This window comes from Sphingomonas sp. CFBP 13720, from assembly GCF_014842075.1.
Lineage (GTDB): Bacteria > Pseudomonadota > Alphaproteobacteria > Sphingomonadales > Sphingomonadaceae > Sphingomonas.
Genome location: NZ_JACYVA010000003.1, coordinates 184,347 through 206,748 on the forward strand (window position 1 = coordinate 184,347; position 22,402 = coordinate 206,748).

The window sequence follows — 22,402 nt, forward strand, 5'->3', positions numbered from 1 at the left end:
GCCCGGTATGCTTACCGGGCGGAAGCGGCCTCCGCCGACGCTGCCTTGCCGGCCGCGCGACGCAACGGGACGGCGCTGCGCTGAAGTTCCGAACGGCCTGCGACCGTCAGACCCTTGACGCCCAGACGCGCAAAGCCCTGCTGCCAGCTGACTAGCTCTTCGCGGCTCAGCGCATAGCGGTGCCGCGCCTCGACGACCGAAATCAGGCCCAGCTCGATACCGGCGACAACCTTTGCCTTCAGCGTCGCGGACCAGCGACGGTTGTAGCGCGGCGGAAGGTCTTCTTCGGTCATGTCGAGATAGGCTTCATCGATGCCCGGATGTAGTTCCGTGTCTTTTGTCATTGAATCGCACTCCTGTAACGACCCCCTGCCCCGATCCCGACATTGCCCGGCAAAAATTGCCGCGAGGTAAATCATCGTGGTTAACGACGCTTAATAAAATCCCGCTAAAGCATTGGTAACTAGTCTGCTTTATACCGGTGCGGGTATCACGACGCGTAGCGGGATCAACGAATGAGCAGGAAGCCGACGTCCGACAAGATCAGCGCGCCCGACCGGAGCGCGGCGTTTTCAAGTACCGGTCGCGTGTTGCGCAAGGCGTTCGCCGGCGGGCTGGTCGCCGCACAGGACCCGGTCATGGACGATTTCCTGCGGATTTTAAGCGAGACGTCGCCCCACGACATGGGTTCCTGCTGAACGCTGCGCCCGGCCGGCATGCCGGGCAGACCGTCATGCGGCCAGCCGGGCCTCACCGGTGCGATCGAGCAGCATCTTTGCCAGACCTTCGGGGTCGAGCAGCAGGATGGCGGACCGGTCGGTCGTCCCCGCCGATATGATCGCATCGACCGCGTCCGATCGGGGATCGCCGTTGCCGTCGCGCAGGACGCGGTCGGCATCGATCGGCCGTACTGTGCCCAGCGTATCGACCAGCAGGCCGTACAGCGTACCGGCGGCGCGGAACACGACCGTCGTGCGCGCCCGTGCCGGATCGTCGCCTGGTCCGATCCCGAACATCCGGCGCGGATCGAGCACCACCAGCCCCCGCCCTTCATACACCCCGTATCCCGCGATCGCGCCTGCCCGATCGGGCGGAAGCGCGATGCGATCGAGCACGATCGCTTCGACCACATCGTCGGCGTCGATCGCCAGATGCCGGTCGCCTAGCGTGAACGTCGCGATCTGACGGGACGGGCCGTCGATGCGCGCCGTGCCCGCGCCCGCGGCGATCACGCCACGCGCCGTCGCCGGCATATCGACGCACAGAAACGTCAGGCACACCGCAAACACCGTGTTGCGATAGCAATCCGTCGGCCCCTTGAACTCCCGATAGCCCGAACTGGCGCAAACACCGACGGCATAGAGACCGCCGCGCCATGCCAGCACGTCGGCGCGTGGACGGCCATCGGCAACGAACATCGCCGGCGGCAGGTCGATTGCCACCCCCACCGGCCAGTCGTCGAGCGTGGTCGCAAGCACGCGGCGGCGTTCGTCGACGAAGACCAGCCCGCTGCCCGGCACCTGCATCGCGGAGACATCGACCGGCACGCAATCGTCGAGGATCGATCGCAACTGCGGCGTCGTGTCGAACACGATCGCGATACCGCCAACGACCCGGCCCGGATCGACCGGATGCACGATCGGCGCGCCATAGATATAGGCCGGACAGTCGTCGTACAGCGGCGTGGCCGCGAAATCGGACACGCCGTAAAAGCTGCTGTCGGACCGCGCGGTAAAGCGGTCGGTCAGCGTCCGCGACAGCGACTGTCCCACCAGCGCGGCCTGCGCCGGATCGGACACGACAATGACCATGCCGTCCCGGTCGAACAGCAACAGGTTGGTGTACACCGTATAGAGATCGTTGATCGTGCGCAGGATGGCGGTCAGATCGGCGCGGTCGGCATCGCTCGCGTGCGATTGCGACAGCACGTCGCGAAACCGGCCGGTAAGTGCCCACCAGCGACAATCATTGGCACGTTCGTACAGGTTGCGATCCATGATATCGATCGCGAGGCTGGCCGCCGCGCCGCAATCGGCGACGATCGCGCCCACCGCCGTCTGGTTGAGCGACTGGATCGCGCCTGCGATGATCTGGCGCGTCCGCGCACCGGTCGCGCTGATTTCCGACAACAGCGTCCGCCGCGCCGCCGTCTGGCTGTCGTCGCGCGCCGTTCCCCGCGACAATGCCAGCGCGCCGTTCCACACGATGCGGTCCAGTTCGGCCTGGATCGCATCGCCCCGCGCCGGGATCACACGCACCTCGTCGGCGAACAGGCCGCGATTGCCCGCGATCGCCCGATAGCGATCCGCGTCGAGCCGGATCGTCGCACCTTCGTCCTCGAATGCCACATCGATCGGCACCAGCGCACAGGCGCGCCATCCGGGACCGGTATAGCCCTGATAGCCATTGGTGTCGCGGGTCGCCGCGATATAGCGCCGGCCGCCATGGCGCACGATCTGATGCCGTTCGCGCGGATCGATCGACAGCCGACAACCCGGCGCCAGTTGCCCCCCGTCGCTGGTGGCAATCACCACCCCTTGCGCATCCAGTAGCGTCAGGATCGTCCAGTCCTGCGGCGCGAGCAGGCGGGCGAAGATCCCGTCCAGCTCCGCTGTGAACCCGAACTGGAGCGCAAGGACGCCGACCGGCGGAGCGGCGGGCGCGGCCGGATCGGCGACGCGGTGGGCATAGATCAGCGCGGACCCGCCGCCCTGAACCAGATCGGAGCTGGCGAAACTTTCGACATAGGGGTCGAGGGTATCGATCGCACGGCGGACGAAGCCGTCGCCGATCGCGCCGGGCAGGCCGTCGGGGACCGCCGCCGCGCGGATGCGGCCATCGGTGCCGATCAGCAGGACGTTGTCGTAGACCGAATATTTCCGCCGATATTCGTCCAGTCGCGCGACGATCGCCGCCGTCGACGAAGACGGTTCGTCGGACAGGTACCGGAAGATGTCCAGATCGGTGGCGAGGAACCCGATATCGGCGGTACGTTCGAACAGGTTGCGGATCACGATATCGACCGTGACCTGCGCCTTCGCACCCAGCGATGCGGCGACCTTGTCGAGGCTTCCCGCCGCCAGCGCGCCGACCAGCGTTCCGGTCAGCGACTCGAACTCCATGCGCGTCGCGTTCACGTCGGCGCCGATGTCGACCACGCTGCTCATCACGTCGAGCATGTCCCAGCGGTATCCCAGCGCCGCCAGCGCTTCGCGATTCTCGTCGACGAACCGCATATGGGGAAGGACGGGGACCAGTTCGTCTGCGACTTCGATCCCCCGGTACGTCGCCATTCCCGCCCGATCCTTCCGGCCCCAAGCCATTCGTCCGCATCGGTGCAGACCCCACAATCATAGGACGGGACCGGCGTCGTTCGTGCGACGGCGGCCGCTATTTAACCGTTGGACGCATATTCGAATGCGGCCCGTGGCGCATGCGCGCGATCGTTTGCGTACCGCGCAAGCCGCCGATGCCACCAAAGCGCGAACGATGCGTTATCGCATCTTGCCCGGCCGCCCGACGCCCGGCACGATCGGTTCCGATACGTCCCCATTCAAGGATTCTGCCATGCCCCTTCCCGGCGACCTCGAAGTTTCGCGGCGCGGCGTTCTCGTCGGCGGCGCGGCATCGGCATCGCTTGCCGCCGTGCCGCTGGCCGCTGCCGCACAGGGCGCGCCGCAGCCGGCCCCGGTAACGATGGACGTGACGTTCGACGTCAACGGACAGCGCCGCGCACTAACGGTCGACACGCGCACGACGCTGCTCGATGCGCTGCGCGAGACGCTCAAGCTGACCGGCACCAAGAAAGGCTGCGACCACGGACAGTGCGGCGCATGCACCGTGCTGGTCGATGGCAAGCGGATCAACAGCTGCCTGACGCTGGCCGTGATGCACGAGGGCGACCGGATCACCACGATCGAGGGGCTGGGCACGCCCGAAAAGCTGCATCCGATGCAGAGCGCCTTCGTACGGCACGACGGGTATCAGTGCGGATATTGCACGCCGGGGCAGATATGTTCGGCGGTGGCGGTGCTGGACGAGATCCGCGCCGGCATCCCCAGCCATGCGACCGCCGACCTGTCGGCGCGTCCGCGCGCGACGACGGAGGAAATGCGCGAGCGGATGAGCGGCAACATCTGTCGTTGCGGCGCCTATTCCAACATCGTCGACGCGATGACCGACGTCGCGGGAGCACGTGCATGAGAGCCTTCAGCTACGAACGCGCCACATCCCCCGCGCAGGCGGCGGCGGCCGTCGCATCGCGGCCCGGCGCGCGCTTCATCGCGGGCGGCACCAACCTGCTCGACCTGATGAAGCTGGAAATCGAAACGCCGACGCATCTGGTCGATATCGGCGAACTGGGCCTGAACAGGGTCGAACGGACCGGCGATGGCGGGCTGCGCATCGGCGCGTTGGTCAGCAACACCGATCTGGCGAGCAACGACCGGGTGCGGCGCGATTACGGCGTGCTGACCCGCGCGATCGTCGCAGGGGCCAGCGGACAGTTGCGCAACAAGGCGACGACGGCGGGCAACCTGTTGCAACGCACGCGCTGCCCATATTTCTACGATACGGATCAGGCGTGCAACAAGCGCCGGGCGGGGTCGGGCTGTGCCGCGATCGGCGGGTACAGCCGGCAACTGGCGGTGATCGGCACCAGCGATCATTGTATCGCGACCTATCCCGGCGACATGGCGGTGGCGCTGCGCGTGCTGGACGCGAAGGTCGAGACGGTCGACGCGGCAGGCGCGACGCGCGCGATCCCGGTCGGCGAGTTCCACCGCCTGCCCGGCGACCGGCCCGACGTGGATACGGTGCTGACGCCCGGCGAGCTCATCACCGCTGTCACCCTGCCCCGCCCCGTGTCGGGCACGCATGTCTATCGCAAGGTGCGCGACCGCGCGTCCTATGCCTTCGCGCTGGTCTCGGTCGCCGCGATCGTGCGGCGCGACGGCAGCGGGCAGATCGCGATCGGCGGCATCGCGCCCCGTCCGTGGCGGATCGAGGCGGCGGAAGCGCAACTGCCCAAGGGGGCGAAGGCGGTGACCACCACGCTGCTGGCCGATGCGCGCCCGACCGCCGACAATGCGTTCAAGATACCGCTGGTCGAGCGTACGCTTGCCGCGGTCCTCGCTGAAACCAAGGGGTAAGCCATGAAGTTCGACTCCCCCGCCGGGAAGAACCCGATCGACCGGATGCAGGTGATTGGCAAGCCGACCGATCGCATCGACGGCAAGTTCAAGACCACCGGCACCGCACCCTATGCCTATGAGCGCCACGATCAGGTCGCCGACCCCGCCTATGGCTATATCGTCGGCGCGGGCATCGCCAAGGGGCGGATCAACGCGATCGACATGGCCGATGCCCGCCGCGCGCCGGGCGTGCTGGCGATCGTCACCGCCGCCAATGCGGGCAAGCTGACGAAGGGCAGCTTCAATACCGCCAAGCTGCTGGGCGGGCCGGAGGTCGACCATTATCATCAGGCCGTCGCGCTGGTCGTCGCCGCCACGTTCGAACAGGCGCGCGCCGCCGCCAAGCTGATCCGCATCGACTATGCCCGCGGCAAGGGCCGGTTCGATCTGGCCGAAGCGCTCAAGACCGCACCGCTGGAAGGCGCGAACAGTGGCGAGGGCAGCGCCGCGCCGCCGATCGACCGGGTCGGCGATTTCGATGCCGCCTATGCCGCCGCACCGGTCAAGCTGGACGCCGAATATACCACGCCCGATCACAGCCATGCGATGATGGAGCCGCACGCGTCCACCGCGCGGTGGGACGGCGACGAACTGACGTTGTGGACGTCGAACCAGATGATCGATTGGGGTCGCGGCGACGTGGCCAAGACGCTGGGCATCCCGAAGGAAAAGGTGCGGCTCGATTCGCCCTATATCGGCGGCGGATTCGGCGGAAAGCTGTTCGTGCGGGCCGACGCGATCCTTGCGGCGCTGGGCGCGAAGGCGGCGGGACGGCCGGTCAAGGTCGCGTTGCAGCGTCCGCTCATCATCAACAACACTACGCATCGCCCGGCGACCGTGCAGCGCATTCGCATCGGTGCGACGCCCGACGGCACGATCACCGCGATCGCGCATGAAAGCGGGTCGGGCGACCTGCCCGGCGGCGGACCGGAAACGGCAGTGGCGCAGACCAAGCTGTTATACGCCGGCGCCAACCGGTTGACCGCGATGCGGCTGGCGGTGCTCGACCTGCCCGAAGGCAATGCGATGCGCGCACCGGGCGAGGCACCCGGACTGATGGCGCTGGAAATCGCGATGGACGAGATGGCGGAGAAGCTGAAGCTCGACCCCATCGAGTTCCGCATCCGCAACGACACGCAGGTCGATCCCGAAAAGCCCGACCGTCCGTTTTCGCAACGGCAGCTGGTGCGGTGTCTGCGCGAGGGTGCGGAGCGGTTCGGTTGGACGGCACGGCGCGAACCGCGCGCAGTGCGACAGGGCCGCTGGTTCGTCGGCATGGGCGTGGCGGCGGCGTTCCGCAACAATATGCTGATGCAGTCGGCGGCGCGCGTACGGCTGGAAACCGACGGGCGGCTGACGGTGGAAACCGACATGACCGATATCGGCACCGGCACCTATACCATCCTTGCCCAGACGGCGGCGGAGATGATGGGGGTCGGGCTGGACCGGGTCACCGTCCGGCTGGGCGACAGCCGCTTTCCGGTGTCGGCCGGATCGGGCGGGCAATGGGGCGCCGCCAATTCGACGGCGGGCGTCTATGCCGCCTGCGTCAAGCTGCGCGAGGCGGTGGCGGCCAAGCTGGGCCTGACCGGCGACGTCGATTTCATCGGCGGGCAGGTGACGGCGGGCGGACGCAGCGTGCCGCTGACCGATGCCGCGCGCGGCGCGCCGATCGTCGGCGAGGACAAGATCGAATATGGCAAGATCGCCGAACGCGCGCAGCAATCGACGTTCGCGGGGCATTTCTGCGAAGTCGGCGTCGATGCCTTTACCGGTGAGACACGCATCCGCCGCATGCTGGCGGTGTGTGCCGCGGGGCGCATCCTGAACCCCAAATCCGCGCGCAGCCAGGTGATCGGCGGCATGACGATGGGCGCGGGCGCGGCGTTGATGGAGGATCTGGCGGTCGACAAGCGCTTCGGTTTCTTCGTCAATCACGACCTTGCTGGATATGAGGTGCCGGTCCATGCCGACATTCCGCATCAGGAGGTCGTGTTCCTCGACGAAGCCGACGCCTATTCCACGCCGATGAAGGCGAAGGGCGTGGGCGAACTGGGTATTTGCGGCGTCGGCGGCGCGGTGGCCAACGCGATCTACAATGCATGCGGCGTGCGCGTGCGCGACTATCCGATCACGCTCGACAAGCTGTTGGGCCAGTTGCCCGCGGTGGCGTGACGATGACGATGCAGACGATCTCCACCGCGCGCGCGTTCGGCGGAACGCAGGGCGTGTTCTCGCACCCGTCGACGGCGACCGGCACTGCCATGACCTTTGCCGTCTATGTCCCGCCGCTGCCGAAGGGCCAGCGCGCGCCGGTGCTGTGGTATCTGTCGGGACTGACCTGCACCCATGCGAACGTCACGGACAAGGGCGAGTATCGCCGCGCCTGCGCCGAACGCGGCATCGCGTTCATCGCCCCCGACACGTCGCCGCGTGGCGACGACGTTCCCGATGCCCCGGACAAGGCATGGGATTTCGGGCTGGGTGCAGGCTTCTATGTCGATGCGACCGAAGACCCGTGGCAGCCGCATTATCGCATGCGCTCCTATGTCGAAGACGAGTTGCCCGCGCTGATCGCGGCGGAGTTTCCCATGCTCGACCTGTCGCGTCAGTCGATCATGGGCCATTCGATGGGCGGGCATGGCGCGCTCACGCTGGCGCTGCGTAATCCCGACCGGTTCCGGTCGGTATCGGCCTTCGCCCCGATCGTCGCGCCGTCCCAGGTGCCGTGGGGCAAAAAGGCGCTGGGCGGATATCTGGGCGCGGATCGTTCGGCGTGGCGCGGTGCGGATGCGGTCGCGATGATCGAGGACGGTATGCGGGTGCCCGCGATACTGGTCGATCAGGGGGATGCCGACCCGTTCCTTGCCGAACAGCTTCGCCCGCAACTGCTGGCGGCGGCCTGTGCGGATGCGGGCATCGACCTGACGCTGCGGATGCAGCCGGGGTACGATCACAGCTATTACTGCATCGCGACGTTCATGGCGGATCATGTCGCATGGCATGCCGACCGGCTGGGATAGCTCACGAGCGTCCGGGGCGGTCTTCAGCGAAGTTGCGCTGCCTTCGCCGGGCCTCGCCGGGTCCCTGCCTGGCGGGGCGGTGGCTTCGGTCCGTTCCGGCGTTCTGGCCCCGCGCGACGAACGGGACGCTCCCGCGTTCCGGTGGAGCCGCCCGAACGGGAACCGTTGCGAGGGCGACCGACGCAGGCGCAATAACCCATATCGCCGGCCCCTGAAACGAAACGGGCGACCGGTCCGAAAACCGGTCGCCCGCGTGTGTCGTTCCGAAGACCGGATCAGTAGACCCGCTTCTTCGGCTTGATATATTCCGCCTCGTCGGTGAGCGTATAGTCGTGCACCGGGCGATAATCGATCGCAGTGGTGCCGAGCGTCCCGCCCCAGCCGGTGAATGTGGCGATCGTGTGCTTCATCCAGTTGGCGTCATCGCGATCGGGGAAATCCTCGTTCACGTGCGCGCCACGGCTTTCCTTGCGGTTTTGCGCCGATCGCATCGTCACCACCGCCTGCGCCAGCAGATTGTCGAGTTCGAGCGTTTCAACCAGATCGGTGTTCCAGATCAGCGAGCGATCGGTAACCTGCACGTCGGCGAGCGAGGCATAGATCGCCTCCATCCGCGTCACGCCTTCGTCGAGCAGCGCATTGTCGCGGAACACCGCGCAATGCTTCTGCATCGTCTTCTGCATTTCCAGCCGGATATGCGCCGTCGGACGGTTGCCCGCCGCGTTGCGGAATCGGTCGAGCCGCGCCAGCGCCAGATCGGCCGAGCCTTCGGGCAGCGGCTTGTGCGGCGTGTTGGGCTTCAACACTTCCTTGAGCCGCAGCCCGGTCGCGCGACCGAACACGACCAGATCGATCAGCGAGTTCGATCCGAGGCGGTTGGCGCCATGGACCGAAACGCAGGCCGCCTCACCCACCGCGAACAGGCCGGGGACGATCGCATCGGCATCGTCGCCGCGCCGGGTGACGACCTCGCCATGATAGTTGGTCGGGATACCGCCCATATTGTAATGGACCGTCGGCGTGACCGGCAGCGGCTGGCGCGTCAGGTCGACACCGGCGAAGATCTTGCCGGTTTCGGTGATTCCGGGCAGGCGTTCGGCCAGTACCTTCGGATCGATATGATCGAGGTGCAGGAAGATGTGGTCGCCGTCCTTGCCGACGCCGCGTCCCTCGCGCATTTCCATTGCCATCGACCGCGACACGACGTCACGCGACGCCAGATCCTTGGCCGACGGGGCATAGCGTTCCATGAAACGCTCGCCATCCTTGTTGGTCAGATACCCGCCTTCGCCGCGCGCACCCTCGGTGATCAGCACGCCCGCGCCGTAGATGCCGGTCGGGTGGAACTGCACGAATTCCATGTCCTGCAGCGGCAGGCCGGCGCGCAGCACCATCGCATTGCCGTCGCCGGTGCAGGTGTGCGCCGAGGTGGCGGAGAAATAGCAGCGGCCATAGCCGCCGGTCGCCAGCACCACGGCATGCGCGCGGAACCGGTGGATCGACCCGTCTTCCATACACAGCGCGATGACGCCGCGGCACACGCCGTCCTCCATGATGAGGTCGAGCGCGAAATATTCGATGAAGAAGGTCGCGTCGTGCTTCAACGACTGCTGGTACAGCGCATGCAGCATCGCGTGGCCGGTGCGGTCGGCGGCGGCGCAGGTGCGCTGGACCGGCGGGCCTTCGCCCATATTCTGCATGTGGCCGCCGAACGGACGCTGATAGATCGTCCCGTCCTCGTTCCGGCTGAACGGCACGCCGGCATGTTCCAGCTCGATCACCGCCTGCGGCGCTTCGCGCACCATATATTCGATCGCGTCCTGATCGCCGAGCCAGTCGGACCCCTTGACGGTATCGTACATGTGCCACGACCAGTGGTCGGGCGAATTGTTGCCGAGCGAGGCGGCGATGCCGCCCTGTGCGGCGACGGTGTGCGACCGGGTCGGGAACACCTTGGTGATGCAGGCGGTCTTCAACCCCGCTTCGGCGATGCCCATCGTCGCGCGCAGGCCGGAGCCGCCCGCACCGACGACGATCGCGTCATAGCTGTGGTCGATGATCTTGTACGAGTCGGCAGCCATTATGCGGGAGTCCCGGTGAAGGCGATACGAAGGATCGAGAAGGCGGCGAACAGCCACCCGCCGCCATAGACGAGCTGGAGCAGGATCATCAGCACGACGCGCGTTTCGTCATGCTGGTAATCCTCGATCACCGTCTGCAGGCCGATCTTGGCGTGATAGAAGACCGAACTGACCAGCAGCAGCATCGGCACCGCCGCCCATGCCGACGACAGCCATGCGAAGACGGTGTCATAGTCCCATGCCGGCAGCATCGCGAGCGAGAAGACGAACCACAGCATCAGGAGCAGGTTCGATGCCGCCGTCAGCCGTTGATACCAGAAATGATGCGATCCGGTCTTGGCGGACCCGAGGCCGCGGACGCGACCGATGCTCGTACCGTTGCCCATCAGGCTTTCCCCACCAGCAGCCACGTCCACAATGCGATCGTCGCGATCACCGCGAACACGATCGTCCCGATCGCGCCCCGGCGGTTGCGGCGCAGTTCATAGCCCGCGCCGACATCGAGGACGAAGTGGCGCATGCCCGTTCCCATATGCTGGAACAGCACATAGGTGAAACCAATGCCGAACAGATAGCCGAGCGGCGCCCATTCGCCGGTGAACCACGACAGGAAGCGCGCATAGCTGTCCTCGCCTCCCGCGATCGCGGCGAGCCACCATGCCAGCAGCGCAAGGCCGACCGTGCCCATGGCGACGCCGGTCGCACGGTGCAGGATCGACACCAGCATGTGCGGCCCCCACCGCCAAATCTGGAGATGCGGTGAAAGAGGACGGGATTTCGGACGAACACTAGCCAAGTCGGGCTTCCTTCCAGCGGATGCGGTCTATCTACGCCCCCCTTGCTGCGATGCAAGGGGCGGCGGCGCGGGTTTCGGCCCTCAAGGGGCTGGTCAACCCATAGTTAAGACCTTTTGCATAAGCCGGACGGCGAAGCGTCGATGCCGGACCACAGGCGGTCCATCGGCCGAATCGACATGGGGGATTACCGGGTGAGGACCAAACAGCTTCCTGCGGCCGAAAGCGTCAGTTCGACCATCGATCTGCCTGCCCGGTTGCGGATGTTCGATTTCGGACCCGAGGACGTGGCGACGGCGCGCGACCTGTGGACCGTGATCGAGCCGCATGCGCGCGAAATCTCCGCCGCGATCCTGCCCCATTCGGAAAAGATCGGCGGGACCGGCGTGCTGGCGTCCGACGCCGAACGCATCATCGAGCTGGGCGCCGCCTATCTGCGTAACCAGTTCACCGACCTGCTGGGCCTCGCATGGCCGCAATCCGCCGAACGCACCGTTGCCCGCGCCTTTTCGAACGACGTGTCGCTGACGGCGGTGCTGGCGATCATCGATGCGTGCGGACGCCGGACGGTGAGCGTGCTGCAACGCGAACTGATCGGCGACCCGGCCGAACTGCAAAAGCTGACGACGCTGCTGCTGCGCATCCGGTCGGTCGAAAACGACGTCTATGTGACGTTGTACAACGCCTATCAGAGCTACAACATGCAATGCGCCCGTGATCAGCTGTCGCATGAATTCCGCGACAATATCGGCGCGACCGTCGAACGCGCGAGCCAGGAAAGCGACGCGCTGCGCATCCATGCCGGCCGCACATCGGCATCGGCGCGCGGCATGCTGGGCAAGGCGTCCGAAGTCGCCGCCGCCGCCGAACAGTCGGCTGTGGCGATGCGCGAGGCGGCGGCGACGTCCGCCGGGCTGATCCGCGCGATCGAGGATGCGCGCAACGAAGTCGAGGTGGCGGCCGAGATCGCTACCCGTGCGTCGTCGCAGGCCGGCACGGCGGTCGGCATGTCCGAAACGCTGTCGGACCATGCCAAGTCGATCGAATCGATCCTAGGCCTGATCCGCGACATTGCGGGCCAGACCAACCTGCTGGCGCTGAACGCGACGATCGAGGCGGCACGCGCCGGCGACGCCGGACGCGGGTTCGCGGTGGTGGCGCAGGAAGTGAAAAGCCTCGCCAGCCAGACGGCGCGCGCGACCGACGACATCGCCGCCAAGATCGCGGCGATCCAGGCGGCGACCCGATCGACCGTCGAAACCAACGCATCGATTCGCGCGACGGTGAGCGAGGTGCAGGAAAGCGCCATCCGCATCCGCCACGCGATGGAGGTACAGGCGCAGACGGTCACCGCGATCACCGCCGCGGTCGACGAAACCGCGCTTGCCGCCGATTCGATGTCGTCGACCATCGCCGCGATCCGCGAGGATACCGAAGCGGTCGCATCCGGCATCGACCGCGTCGGCGACGGCTTCACCGCGCTGGATGGCGAACTGGGCGCACTCAAGACCAGCGCGGTCGATTTCAGCGGCAAGGTCGCAGCGTAACCGGCACGATTGCCCGATGCGTCCGCGCCGCCTAAACGGCGGGGTATGGCCAATATCCTTCTGACCGGCGGGTCGCGTGGCATCGGCGCGGCGATCGCCGACCTGCTGCGCGACGATCATGCGCTGGCGATCCAGTCGACCAGCGGCGATCTGCCCGCCGACTTCGCCGATCCGGCCGCGCCGGCCGACCTTTGGGCGCGCGCGCTCGACCGGCTGGATGGGCGGATCGACATTCTTATCAACAATGCCGGGTTGTTCGAGGCGACGCCGGTCGACCTGCCGCACGACCAGTGGGTCGCGGGCTGGGAACGGACGATGCGCATCAACCTGACCGCCGCTGCCGAGCTCAGCCGGCTGGCGGTGCGGCACTGGCAGGATGGTGGCACGCCCGGCCGGATCGTCAACATCGCCAGCCGCGCGGCGCATCGCGGCGACAGCCCGGCGCACTGGCATTACGCGGCGGCGAAGGCCGGCATGGTCGCGATGACCAAGACGATCGCGCGTGGCTATGCCGCGCAGGGCATCCTTGCCTTCGCCATCTGTCCCGGCTTCACGATGACCGGCATGGCGGAAGACTATCTGGCCAGCCGGGGCGGCGACCGGTTGCTGGCCGACATTCCGCTGGGCCGGGTGGCGATGCCGGACGAAGTGGCGGTAATGGCGCGGTTCTGCGCGATCGAGGCACCGGCGTCGATGACCGGCGCGGTGCTGGACGTCAACGGCGCGAGCTACGTCCGATGAGCTGGAAACTGACGCTGCCGTGCACCCGCGCCGAAGCGGAAGCGATCGACGCGGCCGAGGATTTCGGGATCGATCCCGCCCCCGTGCTGATGACGGCCGAGACGGTCGAGGACGACACCGAGACATGGCGGCTCGACGCCTATTTCGAGGATGCGCCCGATGCGCGGGCGGTAGCCGTCATCGCCGCGCTGGTGCCGAGCGCCACCGGGCGTGCGCCCCGGATCGAGGAACTGGGCGACGAGGACTGGGTGACGATGAGCCAGTCGGGGCTGGCACCGCTGCATGTCGGGCGGTTCTATGTCCACACCGCCGCGCAGGGGGGCGACGTGCCACCGGATGCGCGTGCGTTCCTGATCGATGCGGGGCGCGCGTTCGGGACGGGGCATCACGAAACGACCAGCGGCTGCCTGGCGATGCTCGATTCGCTGGCGGAGGATCGGTTCGCGAACGTCATCGATCTGGGCACGGGCACCGGGCTGCTGGCGTTTGCCGCGCGCGAATTGTGGCCGGCGGCGCGGGTGATCGCGACCGATATCGATGCGGTGGCGATCGATGTGACCGTCGCCAACGCCGCGCTGAACCGGGTGGAGCGGATCGAGACGATCGTCGCCGACGGCGCGCTGTCCGACACGATCGTCGATGCCGCCCCCTATGACCTGCTGATCGCGAACATCCTTGCAGGGCCATTGATGTCGATGGCCCCGGAGGTCGCTGCGATCGCGGCACCCCGTGCGACGATCGTGCTGGCCGGATTGCTTGAAACGCAGCGTGCCGACGTGGTCGCGGCGTTCACGGCATGCGGCTGTACGCTGGCGAGCGTCGACCGGCGGGGCGACTGGAGCGTGTTGCGACTGACGGCCGGTGCGGAACGCCATATCCCGACCGCGCCGATCGATCCGAAGGGCCGCGACGGCTGGGCGCTCGACCTGTAGCATCTGTAAAGATGGTTCGCGCAGAAGCGCGGAGGCGCCGAGAGAAGCGGCGACGGTAACGATCGGAAGACCTACCACGATCGAGAAACGCCGGCGATCCGTCCGGCATGCAACTACTCCGCGCCTTCGCGCCTCCGCGTGAACCAATCTTTTCTTCCGGCGCCGTGCAGAAGAAGAACGGGTTCACGCGGAGGCGCGGAGACGCGGAGGGGATTCGGTCCTCAGATCAGCGTGGCGGATCTAACGAGCGCCAGAGGTCTTCCGGTCGTGGCACTTAGCCCGTTTTGGACCGTGCGTACTCCTGCGTGCCGTGCGTCACTACGTCGTCTTCCGGCACGATGGCATCCACCGCGATCTTGGGCAGGTCGCGGATTCTGTCGTAGACCGGGGCAAAGTCGGTTTCGACGGTCACGCGGAGCAGGTCGTCGAACGACGGAATGACGAAATAGGTCTGCTGGAAATCGTCGATCCGATAGTCGGTACGCATCACGCGCGCGAGGTCGAGCATCACCCGGTTGGGGCTGGCATCCTCCAGCGAGAAGCGCGTTTCGGCGGCGCTGGACACGATGCCCGCGCCATAGATGCGCAGATCGTCCCCTTCGCGCACCAGCCCGAATTCGACCGTGTACCAGTAGAGCCGCGCCAGTTGGCCGAGCGATCCCAGTTCCAGCGCGCGCAGTCCGCCGCGACCATAGGCGGCGAGGTAATCGGCGAAGACCGGATCGGCCAGCATCGGGACATGGCCGAACACGTCGTGGAACACGTCGGGTTCCTGAAGATAGTCGAGCTGGTCCGGGCGACGGATGAAATTGCCCGCGACGAAGCGGCGATTGGCCATGTGCGTGAAGAACACGTCGTCGGGCACCAGTCCCGGCACCGCCACGACCCGCCAGCCGGTCAGCGCCTCCAGCCGGTCCGACAGTTCCCCGAAATCGGGAATCCCGGATTCGGACAGTTTCAACGCGTCCAGCCCGCGCAGGAACGCGTACGACGCGCGGCCGGGCAGCAGCTTCATCTGCCGTTCGTACAGCGTGTCCCACGTCGCGTGGTCCTGCGCGGTGTAGTCGTCCCATCCTTGCGGGATGGTCCAGTCGGGCGCGGCACCGGCGGGAGGGCGGTCGAGGACGTGGGTTTCACTTGGCATGCAGCGATAGTAGCATGACCCGCGATGCGACGGAAATCGATCGGGCGGGCTGCGGCCGCGCTGTTGCTGGTGCCGGGCGGCTATGCGCTCGCGGGCCTCGCGGGCGGGGCGATCCCGGCCAATGCCGGTGCGCGCCAACCGGTGGACGGCATCCGTATCTATGTCGAGGACAACGGCATCCATACCGGGATCGTCGTGCCGAAACATGCCGCCGGGATCGGGTTCGACGATCTGGTGCGGCCCGGCGACATCGCCGACCCGCGCTATGCCGGACATGGCTGGCTGTCGGTCGGCTGGGGGGATCGCAGCTTCTATATCGGCACGCCGACATGGGGCGACCTGAAACCGGCCACCGTCGCGGCGGCGGCGATCGGCAGCGACGCGACCGTGCTGCACGTCGGACATCTGGCCGACCCGGCGGGGCAGCCGGGGGTGTATGCGATCACGCTGACCCCCGACCAGTATCGCGCGCTGGCCGCGCATATCCGCGCGACCTTTGCGGACCGGCCCGCGCCGGTCCATGGCTATGGCGCATCGGACGCCTTCTACGTCGCGCGCGGACGGTACAGCGCGGTCACGACCTGCAATGCATGGACCGGTGCGGCGCTGCGCGCGGCGGGGGTGGAGATGGGCGCATGGACGCCGTTTCCGATCACGGTGACGGCGTGGCTGTAACCCCGCTTGGCCCGCCGACGCTGGGCCAGTTCGCGGTGGAGGGACCGCGTGCGGTGCTGGCGCTGGCCGGTTTGCCGTTCCGGTGGCGCGGACTGCTCGACGCGCCGCGCGGCGCTGGACAGCCGGTGCTGCTGCTGCCCGGCCTGTTCAACACCGACCGTTCGATGGGGATCATGGCGCGGTATCTGCGCACGATCGGTTATGACGTGCATGGCTGGACGCTGGGCCGCAATTACGGACAGCGCAGTATCGGCGCGCAGGGCGAGGCGCTGTTCGCGCGGATCGCGGCCGTGTCGGATCGCGCGGGACAGCCGGTAGCGCTGGTCGGGGTCAGCATGGGCGGGATCATGGCCCGGCTGGCGGCGCATCGCGTACCCGACCATGTGGCACAGGTCGTAACGGTCGCATCGCCCTATGCCGGGCCGGCGCGCGCGACGCGGGTCTGGCGGCTGTACGAATGGATCAGCGGCGAATCGGTCGACGATCCGGTCGTGCTGGCGCTGGCCGACGAGGTCCGCCGCCCCCTGCCGGTGCCGGCCACCGCGATCTGGAGCGCCAGCGACGGGCTGGTCAACGGGCTGGGCTGTCATGTCGTGGGCGAACCCGGCTGCCGCACGGTCGAGGTGCCGAGCAGCCATTACGGCGTCCAGACACGCCCGACGATCCTGCGCGCCGTGGCGGAGGCGCTGGCGGCGGGGCGGTGATGCCGCACGGGATCGGGCGATTTTGAAACAGGCCGCTCTTCCCAATTCACCAACGGGTCGCGCAAAAAGGGTATCGACGGATGGCCGCCGTGTTTCGACAGGTTCTGCGCCTGTACCGCAGGAACGGACAGCGTTCGATGCACCGCACCCCGGAGTGTGATGATGTACGGTGCGGCCGTGTATTCCGAGTGCAATCGAGCTTGTCGCAATGGCGCATCGAAGGACTGCTACGGATGCTTCGATAATGACCGGGCAAACGATGCGCGGCATGGTTCAGGATCGGTCCGGGAACGATCCCAGCCGGTCATCCTTCGACTTCGCTCAGTCGCTACCCGGCACGAACGGGCGTACCCAAATTCCCGTGTGCGCCGGTCGCTCAATCCTCGCGGTCGCGGGCTTCCTGACGGCGGCGTTCCTTCTCGCGCTTGCGCATCTCGCGGCCTTCGCGCGCTTCCTGCTTGCGCATCTTGCGGCCATAGTTGCGATCGGATTCGGACTGGCTGGTCGTCGTCCAGTCGACCACCTGCGCGCCCGCGCGGACCGGCGCGGTGGCGACGTTCCATACCGTGCTGACGCACCCGCCGGTCATCGGCGCCAGCGCCAGCAAAATCCACGCAGATCGCATTCTTCGTCCTCAATACGGCATGTCGCGTACCTGCGCCCCGATTAGCGGAAAGTCGGTAAAGAAACCATCCACGCCCGCCGCGACGGCATCGGCCAGTTCCTGTCCGATCCGGCCGTGCGTCGCCGGGTCGCCGGGCACGCGATAGCGTTCGAGCAGAAAAGTGTTTTCGGCGCGATAGGTCCATGGATGGACCCGCAGCCCGGCGCGGTGCGCATCGGCGATCAGCGGCGCGCCGTCCGCCACCATCGCCTTGTTCGGGCCGATGCCCCATGCATAGGCCGCCACCGCCTTCAACCCGGCGGGCGTCGTCATCGCGGCATAGCTGGGCGCCGCGCCGTCGGCGGGCGCGCCGCGTGCGTCCATCAACTGGATCAGTCGGATCGGTGTCATCGTCTTGAGTCGTTGCAGGTTCGCGACCTCGAACGACTGGATGAACACCGGTGCTTCGGCCGAATCCCAGCCTGCCGCGTGCAGTTGCCGCACCAGCAGCGCCTCCATCGGATGGCCGATCGCCGCGAAGTAGCCGGGATGCTTGGTTTCGGGATAGATGCCGATCGTCCGCCCGGTTTCCGCCGACGCCGCCTTCGCCAGCGCAATCACCTCCGCCAGCGTCGGCACCGGATCGCGGCCGTCATACGCCACATTGTCCGGGCGCAGTTGCGGCAACCGTTCGCGGGCGCGCAGCGTGCGCAGTTCGGCGAGCGTAAAATCCTCGGTGAACCAGCCGGTCACCGCCGTGCCGTCGATCGTCTTGGTCGTACGCCGCGCGGCGAATTCGGGATGCGCGGCGATATCGGTGGTCCCCGAAATCTCGTTTTCGTGCCGCACCACGAACACATCGTCCTTCGTCAGGACCAGATCGGGTTCGATGAAGTCCGCACCCTGTTCGATCGCCAGCCGGTAGGCGGACAGCGTATGTTCGGGCCGCGATCCGCTGGCCCCGCGATGCGCGATCACGATCGGCGGCGACGACAGCGGACGTTCGTCCGAAACCGCGCCCGCCATCGACAATGCCATCAGCGTCCACCCAAGCATCTGCGATCCTCTCGCAACAGGAAACCCTTTGCGTGCCTTGCGTTAGCCTGAACGACCAACGGAGCGCGCCCATGCAATTCACCATCAACGGCCAGCCGCAACAGGCGGAGGTCGATATCCGCACCTCGCTGCTCGACCTGCTGCGCGAACATCTCTCGCTCACCGGCAGCAAGAAGGGGTGCGACCATGGCCAGTGCGGTGCGTGTACCGTGCTGGTGAATGGCCGGCGGATCAATTCGTGCCTCACGCTGGCTGTGATGCATCAGGATGACGAGATCGTGACGATCGAGGGTCTGGGCAGCCCGGACGCACTGCACCCGTTGCAGGACGCGTTCGTCCGCCACGACGGGTTCCAGTGCGGATATTGCACGCCGGGCCAGATCTGTTCGGCGGTCGGCATGCTCGACGAAGTCGCGAAGGGCTGGCCGAGCCACGTCAGCGCGGACCTGAACGACCCCCTCTTCGGCGACGAGGAAATTCGCGAGCGGATGAGCGGCAATCTGTGCCGCTGCGCCGCCTATCCCAACATCGTCGATGCCATTCGCGAAGTGGCGGCGAACGACCAGCGTGAGGCGGCGGAATGAAACTGTTCGAATATGCCCGGGCGGAATCGCCGGATACCGCCGTCGCCCAAGGGTCCGCCGACGGCGCGCGCTTCATCGCGGGCGGCACCAACCTGCTCGACCTGATGAAATTGCAGGTCGAGACGCCGCACCGGCTGATCGACATCAGCCGCCTGCCGCTGACTGACATCGAAGAGATCGCGGGCGGCGGGCTGCGCATCGGGGCGCTGGTGCCCAATTCCGACCTCGCCGCCGATCCGAAGATCCGCGACCGGTACGAGGTGCTGAGCCGCGCGCTGCTGGCCGGTGCGTCGGGACAGTTGCGCAACAAGGCGTCGACCGGCGGCAATCTGCTCCAGCGGACGCGCTGCTATTATTTCTACGAGACGGCGGCGCGCTGTAACAAGCGGCTGCCGGGTTCGGGCTGCGATGCGCAGGAAGGGTTCAACCGCATCCTCGCCGTGCTCGGCACGTCCGAACATTGCATCGCGACGCATCCCAGCGACATGGCGGTGGCGATGCAGGCGTTGGATGCGACGATCGTGACGCTGCGCGGCGATGGCGAGCGGCGGCGTATCCCGATCCGCGACTTCTATCGCCTGCCGGGCGATACGCCGCAGATCGAAAACGTGCTGACGCCGGGTGAACTCATCACGCATGTCGAGCTGCCCCCCGCGCCGACCGGTCGCCAGACCTATCGCAAGGTACGCGACCGCGCATCCTATGCGTTCGCGCTGGTATCGGTCGCGGGCATCGTCGGCATGGAAGACGGGCGGATCGCGTCGGCGCAACTCGCGTTCGGCGGGCTGGGGCCGATGCCGTGGCGGGACACCGCAGTCGAATCGACGCTGGTCGGACGCGCGCCGTCCGATGCGCTGTTTGCCGAGGCGGCCGACGTGCTGCTGCGCGACGCCAAGGGGTTCGGCAGCAACGATTTCAAGATTCCGCTGGCGCGTCGCACGCTGATCGCCACGTTGAGGGAGCTGACGGCATGAAGACCAATTCGCTCCGTATGGACGCACCCGTCGAACACAGCCTGCTGGACGACGGGGTGCAGGGTCTGATCGGCAAGGGGCTGGTGCGTGTCGACGGACCGCTGAAGGTTGCGGGACAGGCGACCTATGCCGCCGAATACGAGTTTCCCGATCTGGCGTACGGCTTCCTCGTCCGCGCGACCTTCCCCGCCGGCAAGATCACCTCCATCGATGCGGAAGGGGCGAAGGCGCTGCCCGGCGTGATCGACGTGGTGGTGGACCTGAAGACCTTCATCCGCAACGCGCAGCAGGGCGGGGAAACCTCCGCGCCGACACAGGGGGTGGCCGACGTCGCCTATTTCGGCGAACCGGTCGCGATCGTCGTGGCCGAAAGCTATGAGATCGCGCGCGACGCGGCGCAGCTGGTGGCGATCCGCTTTACGCCGCAGGACGGCGTGTTCACCTTCGACGACAATCTGTCGACCGCCGCCAAACCGGCACAGGGGACCATCCCGCCCTATCAGAAACAGGGAGATATCGACGCGGCGATGGAACGCGCGGCGTTCACCGTGGACGACGTATGGACCACGCCGTCGCAGAATTCGGCGGCGATGGAGCCGCATGCATCGATCGCGGTTTGGGACGACAACGGCCTGTCGCTGTACGGCGCGTATCAGATGCCGTCGTCGGACAAGCAGCAACTGGCCAAGGCGCTGGGCGAACGCGCGTCGAAGGTGCGGATCGTCGCACGCTATGTCGGCGGCGGGTTCGGATCGAAGCTGGGGATCGCGCCCGAATCGGTCGCGACCGCGATCGCCGCCAGGAAGATCGGACGACCGGTCAAGACGGTGATGACCCGGCAACAGGTATTCGACGCCACCGTGCGCCGGTCGAACACGCGCCAGCGTTTCCGGCTTGCCGCCAATGCCGATGGTACGCTGATCGGCATCGGGCACGAGACGATCTGTTCCAACCTGCCGGGCGAACAATATTTCGAACCGGCGGGCGCGGCGACGCAATTCCTGTATGCCGGTGAACACCGGTCGATCACGCACGACGTGGTCGAATTGAACCGTACGCTGTCGGGATCGATGCGCGCGCCGGGCGAGGCGGTCGGCCTGCTGGTGCAGGAGAACGCGATGGACGAGCTGGCGGAGGCGATCGGCATCGATCCGGTCGAGCTGCGCAAGCGCAACGACCCCGATCGCGATCCGATGAAGGACATTCCCTATTCCACCCGCGCGCTGACGCGGTGTCTGGACGAAGGGGCGAAGGCATTCGGATGGGCGGATCGCAACCCCACGCCCGGCGGACAGCGCGAGGGCGACTGGCTGATCGGACAGGGAATGGCATCGACCAGCCGGACCAACATGCTGCAACCGTCCGAAGCGGCGGTATCGATCGGCAGCGACGGTCGCGCGATGGTCGAAACCGACATGACCGATATCGGCACCGGCACCTACACGATCCTTGCGCAGATCGCGGGCGAGATGCTGGGGTTGCCGATCGAGCGCGTGACCGTGAAGCTGGGCGATACCGATTCGCCGCCGGGTGCCGGATCGGGCGGATCATGGGGTGCGGGCAGCAGCGGATCGTCGGTCTATCTGGCGTGCGAATCGCTGCGCGAACAGCTGGCGAAGGCGATGGACGTCGACCCCGCCGAGCTGACGCTGAAGGACGGCCATGCCATCGCCGGCAACCGGCAGGTGCCGATCGGGGATCTGGTCGGCAGCGGCATCGCCGCGCATGGCGCAATCAAGCCGGGCAAGCAGGAAAAGACGACCAGCCAGGCCAGTTACGGCGCGCATTTCTGCGAAGTGAAGGTCCATGCGGTGACCGGCGAGGTGCGGGTGACGCGCTGGCACGCGACGTTCGCGGCCGGTCGCATCCTGAACCAGCAGACCGCGCGGTCGCAATGTATCGGCGGCATCGTGTTCGGCATCGGTGCCGCGTTGACCGAAGAAGCGGTGCATGACGACCGCGACGGGCGGATCGTCAATCACGATCTGGCCGAATATCACGTGCCGGTCCATGCCGACATTCCGCCGATCGACATCGTCTTCCTCGACGAACGCGATCCCCACGCCAACCCGACGCATGCCAAGGGAATCGGCGAGCTGGGCATCGGCGGCGCGGGTGCGGCGGTGACGAACGCGATCTACAACGCGACAGGAATCCGCGTGCGCGACTATCCCGCGACGCTGGACAAGCTGCTGGAAGGATTGCCGGCGGTTTAGGTCGGCTCGTCCGTCATGGGGGACGCGGCCAAGCGATGCCGGAAGGGAAATCCGTCCGGCATCGCGCGCCCGCGCCCCGCGTGGGACCGCGCGATATATACCAAAGGGCGGATACCCCTTGTTCGCATTTGCGGC

21 protein-coding genes are annotated in these 22,402 nt (G+C 66.9%); 13 read left to right on the forward strand and 8 right to left on the reverse strand.

Translation table 11 applies throughout. The annotated features are described in order from the left end of the window. Positions 1-11: 11 nt before the first annotated feature. Complete coding sequence (locus IFT55_RS08470; RefSeq protein ID WP_192091042.1) at positions 12-344, reverse strand: DUF1153 domain-containing protein; 333 nt, start codon at positions 342-344, stop codon at positions 12-14. Positions 345-515: 171 nt separating this feature from the next. Between IFT55_RS08470 and IFT55_RS08475 the strand changes: the two genes are divergently transcribed. Then, positions 516-698 (forward strand): hypothetical protein, encoded by a 183-nt coding sequence (locus IFT55_RS08475; RefSeq protein WP_192091044.1) that lies wholly within the window; start codon positions 516-518, stop codon positions 696-698. A gap of 33 nt (positions 699-731) precedes the next feature. Here the strand turns inward: IFT55_RS08475 and IFT55_RS08480 are convergent, their stop codons facing one another. Continuing rightward, on the reverse strand, positions 732-3,293 hold the full coding sequence (locus tag IFT55_RS08480) for a chemotaxis protein CheW (protein ID WP_192091046.1): 2,562 nt from the start codon (positions 3,291-3,293) through the stop codon (positions 732-734). Positions 3,294-3,567: 274 nt separating this feature from the next. Between IFT55_RS08480 and paoA the strand changes: the two genes are divergently transcribed. The 4 genes from paoA to fghA are packed head-to-tail and all read left to right on the forward strand — an operon-like array spanning position 3,568 to position 8,215. Further along, on the forward strand, positions 3,568-4,203 hold the full coding sequence (paoA, locus tag IFT55_RS08485; RefSeq protein ID WP_192091048.1) for an aldehyde dehydrogenase iron-sulfur subunit PaoA: 636 nt from the start codon (positions 3,568-3,570) through the stop codon (positions 4,201-4,203). Next, entirely contained in the window at positions 4,200-5,150 is a 951-nt protein-coding gene (locus IFT55_RS08490; protein ID WP_192091050.1) for an FAD binding domain-containing protein, read from the forward strand. Before paoA ends, IFT55_RS08490 begins: the two co-directional genes overlap by 4 nt. A gap of 3 nt (positions 5,151-5,153) precedes the next feature. Beyond that, complete coding sequence (gene paoC, locus IFT55_RS08495; RefSeq protein WP_192091052.1) at positions 5,154-7,367, forward strand: aldehyde oxidoreductase molybdenum-binding subunit PaoC; 2,214 nt, start codon at positions 5,154-5,156, stop codon at positions 7,365-7,367. A 2-nt stretch (positions 7,368-7,369) separates the two neighbouring features. After that, positions 7,370-8,215, forward strand: a complete 846-nt coding sequence (gene fghA / locus IFT55_RS08500; RefSeq protein ID WP_192091054.1) for an S-formylglutathione hydrolase — start codon at positions 7,370-7,372, stop codon at positions 8,213-8,215. Between the two features lie 275 nt (positions 8,216-8,490). Here fghA and sdhA read toward each other — a convergent pair whose 3' ends face one another. Genes sdhA through sdhC form a run of 3 tightly spaced genes read right to left on the reverse strand, consistent with a single transcriptional unit; the run spans position 8,491 to position 11,092 of the window. Then, positions 8,491-10,296: a succinate dehydrogenase flavoprotein subunit gene (sdhA, locus tag IFT55_RS08505; RefSeq protein WP_192091056.1), complete on the reverse strand. Its 1,806-nt coding sequence runs from the start codon at positions 10,294-10,296 to the stop codon at positions 8,491-8,493. After that, positions 10,296-10,682: a succinate dehydrogenase, hydrophobic membrane anchor protein gene (gene sdhD / locus IFT55_RS08510; protein ID WP_192091058.1), complete on the reverse strand. Its 387-nt coding sequence runs from the start codon at positions 10,680-10,682 to the stop codon at positions 10,296-10,298. The genes sdhA and sdhD overlap by 1 nt, the downstream gene beginning before the upstream one ends. Further along, positions 10,682-11,092: a succinate dehydrogenase, cytochrome b556 subunit gene (gene sdhC / locus IFT55_RS08515; RefSeq protein ID WP_192091060.1), complete on the reverse strand. Its 411-nt coding sequence runs from the start codon at positions 11,090-11,092 to the stop codon at positions 10,682-10,684. Before sdhC ends, sdhD begins: the two co-directional genes overlap by 1 nt. Before the next feature lie 192 nt (positions 11,093-11,284). Between sdhC and IFT55_RS08520 the strand changes: the two genes are divergently transcribed. The 3 genes from IFT55_RS08520 to IFT55_RS08530 are packed head-to-tail and all read left to right on the forward strand — an operon-like array spanning position 11,285 to position 14,310. Beyond that, complete coding sequence (locus tag IFT55_RS08520; protein WP_446740711.1) at positions 11,285-12,637, forward strand: methyl-accepting chemotaxis protein; 1,353 nt, start codon at positions 11,285-11,287, stop codon at positions 12,635-12,637. A gap of 45 nt (positions 12,638-12,682) precedes the next feature. After that, positions 12,683-13,378, forward strand: a complete 696-nt coding sequence (locus tag IFT55_RS08525) for an SDR family NAD(P)-dependent oxidoreductase (RefSeq protein ID WP_192091064.1) — start codon at positions 12,683-12,685, stop codon at positions 13,376-13,378. Further along, entirely contained in the window at positions 13,375-14,310 is a 936-nt protein-coding gene (locus IFT55_RS08530) for a 50S ribosomal protein L11 methyltransferase (RefSeq protein ID WP_192091066.1), read from the forward strand. Before IFT55_RS08525 ends, IFT55_RS08530 begins: the two co-directional genes overlap by 4 nt. Before the next feature lie 274 nt (positions 14,311-14,584). Here IFT55_RS08530 and phhA read toward each other — a convergent pair whose 3' ends face one another. Next, positions 14,585-15,454, reverse strand: a complete 870-nt coding sequence (gene phhA / locus IFT55_RS08535) for a phenylalanine 4-monooxygenase (RefSeq protein WP_192091068.1) — start codon at positions 15,452-15,454, stop codon at positions 14,585-14,587. A 24-nt stretch (positions 15,455-15,478) separates the two neighbouring features. On the opposite strand from phhA, the gene IFT55_RS08540 reads away from it, so the two are divergent. Continuing rightward, the gene (locus tag IFT55_RS08540) at positions 15,479-16,129 is read left to right on the forward strand and encodes a TIGR02117 family protein (protein ID WP_192091070.1); all 651 of its coding nucleotides are present in this window, start codon (positions 15,479-15,481) and stop codon (positions 16,127-16,129) included. Further along, positions 16,090-16,833, forward strand: a complete 744-nt coding sequence (locus tag IFT55_RS08545) for an esterase/lipase family protein (protein ID WP_192091072.1) — start codon at positions 16,090-16,092, stop codon at positions 16,831-16,833. Before IFT55_RS08540 ends, IFT55_RS08545 begins: the two co-directional genes overlap by 40 nt. Before the next feature lie 376 nt (positions 16,834-17,209). Here the strand turns inward: IFT55_RS08545 and IFT55_RS08550 are convergent, their stop codons facing one another. Then, positions 17,210-17,458 carry a hypothetical protein gene (locus tag IFT55_RS08550; protein ID WP_192091074.1) on the reverse strand — a complete coding sequence of 83 codons (249 nt, stop codon included), beginning with the start codon at positions 17,456-17,458 and terminating at the stop codon, positions 17,210-17,212. Between the two features lie 9 nt (positions 17,459-17,467). Next, on the reverse strand, positions 17,468-18,493 hold the full coding sequence (locus tag IFT55_RS08555) for a glycerophosphodiester phosphodiesterase (protein WP_446740712.1): 1,026 nt from the start codon (positions 18,491-18,493) through the stop codon (positions 17,468-17,470). 71 nt (positions 18,494-18,564) lie between these two features. On the opposite strand from IFT55_RS08555, the gene IFT55_RS08560 reads away from it, so the two are divergent. From IFT55_RS08560 to IFT55_RS08570, 3 genes are read left to right on the forward strand one after another with little or no spacing between them, the layout of a single operon-like run. Beyond that, entirely contained in the window at positions 18,565-19,077 is a 513-nt protein-coding gene (locus IFT55_RS08560; protein WP_192091076.1) for a 2Fe-2S iron-sulfur cluster-binding protein, read from the forward strand. Further along, entirely contained in the window at positions 19,074-20,051 is a 978-nt protein-coding gene (locus IFT55_RS08565) for an FAD binding domain-containing protein (RefSeq protein ID WP_192091077.1), read from the forward strand. Before IFT55_RS08560 ends, IFT55_RS08565 begins: the two co-directional genes overlap by 4 nt. Then, positions 20,048-22,267 carry a xanthine dehydrogenase family protein molybdopterin-binding subunit gene (locus IFT55_RS08570; RefSeq protein ID WP_192091078.1) on the forward strand — a complete coding sequence of 740 codons (2,220 nt, stop codon included), beginning with the start codon at positions 20,048-20,050 and terminating at the stop codon, positions 22,265-22,267. The genes IFT55_RS08565 and IFT55_RS08570 overlap by 4 nt, the downstream gene beginning before the upstream one ends. Positions 22,268-22,402 lie beyond the last annotated feature (135 nt).